At 54.3% G+C, this 7,391-nt stretch carries 11 protein-coding genes and 2 pseudogenes; 4 read left to right on the top strand and 9 right to left on the bottom strand.

Translation table 11 applies throughout. The features are described from left to right. Positions 1 to 116: 116 nt before the first annotated feature. A pseudogene (locus tag B8991_RS20495) lies at positions 117 to 371 on the bottom strand (IS110 family transposase); the annotation flags it as partial. A gap of 348 nt (positions 372 to 719) precedes the next feature. Here B8991_RS20495 and B8991_RS20490 point away from each other — a divergent pair. Then, positions 720 to 1,784 carry a replication initiator protein A gene (locus tag B8991_RS20490; protein ID WP_084355140.1) on the top strand — a complete coding sequence of 355 codons (1,065 nt, stop codon included), beginning with the start codon at positions 720 to 722 and terminating at the stop codon, positions 1,782 to 1,784. On the opposite strand, the gene B8991_RS20485 is transcribed toward B8991_RS20490, so the two are convergent. From B8991_RS20485 to B8991_RS20470, 4 genes are all read right to left on the bottom strand, one after another. Further along, positions 1,781 to 2,095, bottom strand: a complete 315-nt coding sequence (locus B8991_RS20485) for a hypothetical protein (protein ID WP_084355139.1) — start codon at positions 2,093 to 2,095, stop codon at positions 1,781 to 1,783. The two genes, B8991_RS20490 and B8991_RS20485, sit on opposite strands and share 4 nt — an antisense overlap. Next, positions 2,092 to 2,817, bottom strand: coding sequence for a ParA family protein (locus B8991_RS20480; protein ID WP_084355138.1), 726 nt, complete (start codon positions 2,815 to 2,817; stop codon positions 2,092 to 2,094). The genes B8991_RS20485 and B8991_RS20480 overlap by 4 nt, the downstream gene beginning before the upstream one ends. A gap of 151 nt (positions 2,818 to 2,968) precedes the next feature. Beyond that, positions 2,969 to 3,235, bottom strand: a complete 267-nt coding sequence (locus B8991_RS20475; protein ID WP_084355137.1) for a Txe/YoeB family addiction module toxin — start codon at positions 3,233 to 3,235, stop codon at positions 2,969 to 2,971. After that, positions 3,232 to 3,483 (bottom strand): type II toxin-antitoxin system Phd/YefM family antitoxin, encoded by a 252-nt coding sequence (locus tag B8991_RS20470; RefSeq protein WP_179141569.1) that lies wholly within the window; start codon positions 3,481 to 3,483, stop codon positions 3,232 to 3,234. Before B8991_RS20470 ends, B8991_RS20475 begins: the two co-directional genes overlap by 4 nt. A 66-nt stretch (positions 3,484 to 3,549) precedes the next feature. Here B8991_RS20470 and B8991_RS20465 point away from each other — a divergent pair, with 66 nt between their 5' ends. After that, positions 3,550 to 3,810, top strand: a complete 261-nt coding sequence (locus B8991_RS20465) for a type II toxin-antitoxin system HicB family antitoxin (protein ID WP_084355136.1) — start codon at positions 3,550 to 3,552, stop codon at positions 3,808 to 3,810. Positions 3,811 to 4,180: 370 nt separating this feature from the next. Here the strand turns inward: B8991_RS20465 and B8991_RS20460 are convergent. Next, positions 4,181 to 4,474: pseudogene (locus tag B8991_RS20460) on the bottom strand (transposase); the annotation flags it as partial. A gap of 141 nt (positions 4,475 to 4,615) precedes the next feature. Further along, positions 4,616 to 5,323: a helix-turn-helix domain-containing protein gene (locus B8991_RS21320; protein ID WP_143514696.1), complete on the bottom strand. Its 708-nt coding sequence runs from the start codon at positions 5,321 to 5,323 to the stop codon at positions 4,616 to 4,618. A 194-nt stretch (positions 5,324 to 5,517) separates the two neighbouring features. Between B8991_RS21320 and B8991_RS20455 the strand changes: the two genes are divergently transcribed. Continuing rightward, a complete protein-coding gene (locus tag B8991_RS20455; RefSeq protein ID WP_084355141.1) occupies positions 5,518 to 6,099 on the top strand; it encodes a recombinase family protein in 582 nt (193 codons plus the stop codon). Positions 6,100 to 6,194: 95 nt separating this feature from the next. After that, on the top strand, positions 6,195 to 6,425 hold the full coding sequence (locus B8991_RS20450) for a recombinase family protein (protein ID WP_438942743.1): 231 nt from the start codon (positions 6,195 to 6,197) through the stop codon (positions 6,423 to 6,425). Positions 6,426 to 6,584: 159 nt separating this feature from the next. On the opposite strand, the gene B8991_RS20445 is transcribed toward B8991_RS20450, so the two are convergent. Together B8991_RS20445 and B8991_RS20440 are read right to left on the bottom strand one after the other, a co-directional pair. Continuing rightward, positions 6,585 to 6,917, bottom strand: coding sequence for a type II toxin-antitoxin system HicB family antitoxin (locus B8991_RS20445; protein WP_084355134.1), 333 nt, complete (start codon positions 6,915 to 6,917; stop codon positions 6,585 to 6,587). Next, positions 6,914 to 7,168 (bottom strand): type II toxin-antitoxin system HicA family toxin, encoded by a 255-nt coding sequence (locus tag B8991_RS20440; protein ID WP_084355133.1) that lies wholly within the window; start codon positions 7,166 to 7,168, stop codon positions 6,914 to 6,916. Before B8991_RS20440 ends, B8991_RS20445 begins: the two co-directional genes overlap by 4 nt. Positions 7,169 to 7,391: the final 223 nt, after the last annotated feature.

Genomic DNA, 7,391 nt, shown 5'->3' with positions numbered 1-7,391 from the left:
TCTGAAATAATGCGGAGGAACATGGGGCAAAAACGCTGACAAACAGCAGGTTTGCACAGAGTCCTCCGCATTATGGCCACCTGATGATAAGTCAAGTAATGGAGAGGTGGTCATTATTTCACGAACGGCTTAACATAGGAGGGCGGGATCAGCCGCACCTCGTGCCCCAACTTGCCGATTTCGCGGCCCCAAAAGTGGGCACCCCCACAAGCCTCCATTGCAATCACACAAGCTGGTAACTCATTGAAGAACTCCAAAACCTGACCGCGTCGCAGCTTTTTTCGAAACAATACCTTGCCAGATGCATCGGCACCGTGAACTTGGAACACATCCTTTGCGAGATCGAGACCAACAATAACAAGCGTTGACATAACCGTCCTCCTAATTGGATCAAACATGACCCACCTTGACACAAGAGTGACGTCGGGGGGGCGGTTACAGCATCAGTCCCTCCCCGATATGTTGGGGGTGGGACCCTTTGGGTGAAATGATGGGAAACTTCCTAGTGTTAAATATGTGTTATATAGAGTGTTACGCTGTGGATAAGTGTTCGTAGGCCTATGAGCTTATTAGGCTTTTAGAAGTAGTCTGTGTGTAGAGTCACGATAAATCGTGTGTAAAGACACGAAAGAACGTGTGTAAAGACACGAAAGATTTGTGTTTGTGTGTGAAATCACGAAAGAGCTTGACCGCGTGTGTGAAATCACGAACCATAGGCCATGGTGTGTGAAATCACGAAAGACAGCGACCGCTCTCCCTTGCTGCCAGATCGGCAGGAACAAGGCGACTTTTTTGTATGCGATATTTTTGATGCCGCACCCAAGGGTGACATGGCTTCGATGGCGCATCCGATTTTCTCGCTTTCGACAAAACCAGATCACCGAGTGCGGCGATACGAGGATGGGACGGGGCGAAACTATCTCGAAGTGAAACCTTCGTCCGATGGTCTGGCAACGATCCACGATCGCGATGTGCTTATCTACTGCATCAGTCAAATCATGGGAGCTATCAACAAGGGTCAGAAGGTTTCGAAAATAGTTCGCTTGAAAGCGTTCGACCTTTTGAAAGCAACAAACCGACCATCTGATGGGCGCGGTTATATTGGTCTACGGAGCGCCCTCGCCCGCCTTCAAGGAACACAGATTGAGACGAACATCGTGACCGGCGATGTCGAGCAATTGGATATTTTCAGCATCATCGACCGCGCTCGTATCGTACGTGAAACCCGTGATGGTCGGATGCAGGAAATCGAGGTGCAGCTCTCTGATTGGGTGTTCAACGCGATCCAAGCACACGAAGTGCTTACCCTCCACCGGAATTATTTCCGGCTGCGCAAGCCCTTAGAGCGACGCATATATGAGATCGCCCGCAAACACTGTGGCTCTAAGAAAGATTGGAAAATCAGTCTGTCTGCTTTGCAAGACAAGTGTGGATCGGCCTCGACCCCGCGCGAATTTAAGCGGCTGGTTGGCAACATCGTTGCTCAAGATGAGGCGTACAATCACATGCCGGATTATTCAGTCCGATTAGACGAAAACATGGTCGTATTTGCAAACCGTCACGCGGAAAATCCGCAGGCTCTTGCTGCAGCATCCGGGGCAATCCGTTTGAGCCCTGACGTGTATCAGGAGGCTCGCAAGGTTGCGCCGGGATGGGATATCTACACGTTAGAGCAAGAATGGCGCGAATGGATGGCAGACGGTGGCCTCGATGCACCGGCCAACCCAGACAGGGCGTTCCTAGGGTTCTGCCGGAAAATCTTTGAGAAACGCGGCAACCCTTAGCCGCTTCTTCCCTTCTGTTCTTTAAGCAACAGCTCTAGACCCTGCCACAGGGTAAGATCGCGCGTTGAACAAAAAGCCCGGAAATCATCTACTACGCGCTTCGGGCCAGGTATCGAAACTTTGTCCTGGGCCTCTTTGCGTTTGGGGCCAGGTTTAAGGCGCGTCGCGGGCTCCCTGCTGATGAAGCCAAGATCGGCCCCGGCCTTCACAGCCTCGCTTAATGAGCTGTCATCGAGCTTTGGCCGAGGCTTAGGCGCTGGCGTCGTCTTGGGCAGGTCGATCCCGCCGGAGAAACCGTATTTCCCACTCATGCCTGCTCCTTCGTGAGAGTTGCAATGACTGTTTGTGCGTAGTCGCGGGCATTCTCGATGGCTCCGGCCACCTGTTTCATGGCCTTATCGGTCACAGACGCGGTTTTGCCCTGCATTTCGTGTGTCACGATGCCCGGCAGTTCCGACAAGAGCACACCGTCCCGGAAGATGCGTGTGTAAGGCGCGCGCTTGGCTATCCGAACTGGCAGCGTCGGAATGTTGTTGAGCTGCATTTCTTGCCGCACGTCACGCTCATCCGTGGTCTGGAATGCGGCGTTGGTGCGTGTGAACAACAGAGCGTAGTGGATTTGCGCGCGGATCATGTTTGCTGTGGTTTGCACTAAGCGAACCGCTTGCGCTGCCTGTCGGGCTTCCATGGGGGCACCATCGAGGGGGATGATACACAAATCTGTCCGCGAAAGCGCAAACGTGACGATCTGATCCTTCGATCCCTCAAGGTCGATGATGAGATAGTCGGCCTCGTTGGATAGGCTGTCGATGAGCTCGACGGTCTCTTCAACCTGCGGTCGTGCATGAACAGTGAAAGGAACGTCCCTACCTTCGGCTTCGCGGGTCTGCGACCAGGCAAGGATGTTTGCGTTTGGGTCCAGATCAAGAATAGCAACACGACCGCCAGAAATAGCGATCTGTTCGGCCAATAGCATGGCGGACGTGGTTTTCCCCGAACCGCCTTTCGGGTTTGCGAAGGTGATTACATACATGGGGGGAGAATGCTTTTGTTTAACTCTAACGTCAACACTATAGTTGACTATAGCTATAGATTTAAAGTTATAGTTATAGTTATAGTTATAGTTATAAATGATTCGATAAGTTCGACCTCGTCACATCGTGGTCGTTCAACCCTACGGGTTTTCAGTAATGAAATCGCAGTTGCGCAATCTTTAGGCTCTGGCTGTCGCCAGTACCACTGACCCGGTAGACTATTCGATCTTCCCGAGAAATCCGCCGTGACCACCAGCCGGTGAGATCTCCTTTCAAAGGTTCCGGCTTTCCGGTTCCTTTGAAAGGGGTTCGCGTGCATTGCTTGATCAGCTCGTTGATCCGATCACGTACCTTGTCGTTGGCGCTGACCCAGTACTGATAGTCTTCCCAGGCCTGATCGGAAAAAACCAGCCTCACTCGGTCAGCTCATGCTCTTCGCCAGTTCCAGAATCGAGTTGCGCGATCGACGCGCGCAAGCGAGATGCGTTTTTCGGTGTGGACAAGAGGTGCAACGTCTCATTGACGGCGTTCCAGGTGTCCAAGGATACGACGACAACGGACTCGCCCTTCTTGCGCGTCACGACAACTTCCTGCTTGTCATGAATAGCTCGATCCATGAGGCTCTTCAGTTGAGCACGTGCGTCTGAGTAGGTCATAACATCCATGTCGAATTTCCTTCGCCCCTCTATCTGTACAAGATTGAGTACAAGTAAAGAGGTCAAGCGCAGAAGGTGCGTAAAACTCACGAGAACGGAAGGATTCACACCGACGACATCGTCAAGGGGTTCATTTTTTGTAGGAAGGGTATCCGCGATGGTGTCGGCTTCCATGCCGACACTGTAAAAGGGCTGACGGATGCCTTTCACGAAGCGGTCGAGGATTACATTGAAACCTGCGAGAAGATCGACAAGGAGCCGCAGAAGGCTTATTCTGGTCAGGTGATGTTCCGGGTCGATCCTGAAGTGTACCGCAAGGCCGCGCTCGCGGCCTAGTTCTCCGGCAAGAGTCTGAACCAGTGGGTCAAGAGATCATGGGTCGCGCGGCAGGGTAGGGAGCCGCGCAGCGGAGGCGCTCACATAAAGCGCAATTAGATCGGATCGAACCTCAGAGGATAACCATAGATGCGCGTTCCGCAATCGTCCGCTGCGCACCGCGCATTCCAGCTGATTTCGCGCGAGTTCGGAGCGCAGCTGGACCAGTTCCGCCTTGCGCGAATAATACTCTTCTGCATTGTCGAGAAGTTCCGAGAGCTGCCGTGTGCCAAGCCGTGGATCAGCATGCAACATTGACCTCTGTATTGGGGTGATCGGCGTCCAAAAGTGGCTCTGACTCAGTTTTGGTGCAACTTCGGCCCCTCTCAGATCAGGTCGCTTGAACGAGCCGCGCTTTGAGCAGGTTGATGTTCGCCCTTCCATACATCTGGCGTTTGAGCGTCTTGAGGCGGTTAATCTGCCCTTCGGTCTGGCCATTCGACCATCGCTCCCTCAGCGCTGCGGCGACCGCGGCTTGATCGCACCGGAGCCCACGAGCGAAGGCACCGAGCAGCCCGTCCTCCGCTTCTTTCAGCCATCCTTCCAGCGCGCCTTCGCGAGCATTGCGTACCATGTCGGTAAACCGGTCGGTCAGTCTTCGGGCTTCAGCGAGGGCCGCCGTGGCTTTGGCGGAACGCGAGTGGATCCGAACCGTGTTCCCGACAAGCTCAACCTGGTTGGCTTTGAGACCTGCTGGCAGGAAATCCCGCCGTGAAAACTGTGACGCTATCGGCAACCTCCTGAAGAACCTGCCGATATATAGCGCTTAGCAGGTTGGGCTGCACCAAATCTGCTTCAGATCCAACATTGGATGCCGATTGACAGCCCTCCGGCGGAGTTGATAGCACAGGCTGTTTCTACCGCGCACAGGCGGCTCCAAACCGGCCGGTTTTTTTAGCACTACCCTCTTCTCTCGCAGCAGGCAGACTTCCTTGCGAAGGCGGACGTTCTCCCGTTCCACTTCACCCAAAACTGTCAGGTTGACTTGATTCACTTCCGTTTCGGTTTCTTGCGAGCAATGCTTGCCATAGAGGAAACCGGATATGGCACCTAAACATAGTGAAGATTTCAAACGCGAAGCGGTCTCGAGAGGCACATGGTCCATCTTGTGCCAGCGTGACCATCGCAGGATCGAGCGCCTGCACGATGGAATGAACGGTGCCATAGGATGGGACAGGCCACCCCCGACTCTTGGCAACGGCGTCAACACGCCGACAGATTGCGGCAGAGGATGGTCGGGGTTTGTGAAGCGCCAGCCCTCGATCAGAGCAACCAGATTTTCGGGTAGTTTGCGTATGTCTCGGTCCGATCGTGTTTTGCTCTCCAGCCCACCCAGACCTTCCAGTCCGTAGCGCACCAGCCACCGTTGTGCCGTCCGGATCGGAATATCGGCCGCGCGGGCGACGACAACAAGAGATGCGTCTTCTTCCAGATGAGGCCGCAGAACGGCGAACCGGCGTATTGCTTCCTCCACTGTGCTTCACTGATCTGTCCGAAAGGGGATCGATCACCGGACGGCTTCTCGCCGCCGGCCTCTCATCAGCATCTATTGGGAAAAGAGAGTCTCATTTGATTGGTACGATTATTATATCATTGAAGGGGCCCTTTGCGTTACACTCATTGCATGGCCAGACAATCTTCGGCCATTTCTGGCCCAAGGACGTACACATGACTGAAACCCGCATCGGTTACGCACGCTGCTCGACCGACAAACAAGACCTCGCCGCACAGCGTGCGGCGCTTCTCGATCTTAATGTGCCGGAAGATCGCATTTACACCGATCACGGCCTAACTGGCAAAAACCGGGAGCGCTCCGGTCTGGCCCAAGCTCTGGCAGCGGTGCGCGAAGGGGATACGTTCGTGGTGCCAAAACTTGATCGACTGGCGCGTTCCGTCCCTGACGCCCGTGCGATTGCGGATCAGCTTGAAAAGACTGGCGTCAAACTCGCCATCGGAGCTAGTATCCATGACCCGACTGATCCGATGGGAAAGATGTTCTTTAACATCCTTGCCACCTTCGCCGAGTTCGAGGTCGACCTGATCCGCATGCGTACCCGCGAAGGCATGGCCATCGCCCGCGCCAAGGGAAAGCTTAAGGGTAAGAAACCGAAGCTGTCCGACAAACAACACAAGGAACTGCGCCGCATGCACGACACCGGCGACTATTCAATCAGCGACCTCGCCGAGCTATTCGCCGTCTCAAGGCCAACCGTTTACAGGGCGCTCAATCGAACAGCGAGCGTCGTTTAACGACGAAAAAATGCCCAAATAGCGGTAGAGGTCATAAAAGCAGATCTGTTTCCAAAGCATCTCAAAAGAACGTTTGTGAAACATGCTGATCGGCTATGCACGCGTTCTCAAAAGTCGACGGCAGCCAATCCCTCGACTTGCAACGGGATGCCCTGATCGCATCAGGTGTCGAAGAGAACCAGATTTACTCGGATCTGGCATCCGGAAAGAAAGATGACCGCTCCGGTCTGGACGCCTGCCTCAAGGCATTGCGTGAGGGCGATGTTCTGGTTGTGTGGAATGTGAACGCCTCTGTGACGAGCACGACAGGTTCGAACACGCGGTGAACTGGTCCTTCATCGACCGCTTCGGGCCGATGTTAAAAAGGGGGTTTTGATGGGTGTGAAGATGGCAAGAAATAGGAACATTACCTTCGTACCCTAAACTGTCTCCTTTCCCCTGTTTTGCAAGGGGTTAAAATCGAAACCGTGTGAAGTTACGGCGGCTTACCCGGCGGCCCGATTGAGCACTTCTTCGGCCCATTGGTTCAGGCTCTTGCCCGACAGCTCGGCAGCCAAAGCAGCCTTGCGATGAACATCGGGGCTGACCCGGAACATGACCTGTCCCGAATAGGCTTTCTGCGGCTCCTTGCCGATCTTGGCGCAGGTTTCGATATAGTCTTCGACAGCCTCGTGGAAGGCTTCGCGCAACCCTTCCACGGTATCGGAATGAAAACCTACCCCGTCGCGAATACCGGCAATCCGGCCCGTAAAAATCCCGTCTTCGTCGTCATATTCAATCCGGGCAGCATAGCCCTTGTAGGTCATTGTGTTGCTCATGGTCTTACCCCGATCCGTTCCAGAAAGTCGCGGGCATCGCGCACCTGGTATCGTTTCGCTTCCTTGGCAGGGTGCGGACGGTGAAACGCCCCTACCTCGCCATCCTTCTCGAACCGCACCCGTGATCCGCGCCCTTCGATCAGTCGTGCCCCTGCGGCCAGCAGCAGGTTTTCGACTGCCGCCCATTCGATGGTGCCAGACACCGGATCGGTGAAGACGGCGGCAAGGGTTTTCCGGTGCTTGCTGTTCATCGCTATAAGATAGGCTTCGCTAGCGAAAAATGCAAGCGTTCCACGTGGTGCGCTGCACCAGTCAGCTCTAATCTCGTCCAAAGTGGAGCGATATAAAGGGTGTCCGGGGTCAGACCACGTTTGTTGCATGTCTGTCGTCATATAAAATGGGACATCAGAGCGGCTTGAACATTGGAGGCTCTGGTTCGGTTGTTTGATTGATTATGCTGCTTGTTTTTGATGT

The sequence above is a fragment of the Primorskyibacter flagellatus genome (assembly GCF_900176485.1).
GTDB lineage: Bacteria > Pseudomonadota > Alphaproteobacteria > Rhodobacterales > Rhodobacteraceae > Primorskyibacter > Primorskyibacter flagellatus.
This window is presented reverse-complemented; position numbering and strand designations above follow the sequence as displayed.

Bases quoted from the DNA above. Each gene is read 5' to 3' on its own strand.
- B8991_RS20450 (WP_438942743.1), top strand. From the start codon at position 6,195: ATGCACGCGTTCTCAAAAGTCGACGGCAGCCAATCCCTCGACTTGCAA.
- B8991_RS20470 (WP_179141569.1), bottom strand. From the start codon at position 3,483: ATGGATGTTATGACCTACTCAGACGCACGTGCTCAACTGAAGAGCCTC.
- B8991_RS20480 (WP_084355138.1), bottom strand. From the start codon at position 2,817: ATGTATGTAATCACCTTCGCAAACCCGAAAGGCGGTTCGGGGAAAACC.
- B8991_RS20455 (WP_084355141.1), top strand. From the start codon at position 5,518: ATGACTGAAACCCGCATCGGTTACGCACGCTGCTCGACCGACAAACAA.
- B8991_RS20485 (WP_084355139.1), bottom strand. From the start codon at position 2,095: ATGAGTGGGAAATACGGTTTCTCCGGCGGGATCGACCTGCCCAAGACG.
- B8991_RS20490 (WP_084355140.1), top strand. From the start codon at position 720: ATGGTGTGTGAAATCACGAAAGACAGCGACCGCTCTCCCTTGCTGCCA.
- B8991_RS20440 (WP_084355133.1), bottom strand. From the start codon at position 7,168: ATGAACAGCAAGCACCGGAAAACCCTTGCCGCCGTCTTCACCGATCCG.
- B8991_RS20445 (WP_084355134.1), bottom strand. From the start codon at position 6,917: ATGAGCAACACAATGACCTACAAGGGCTATGCTGCCCGGATTGAATAT.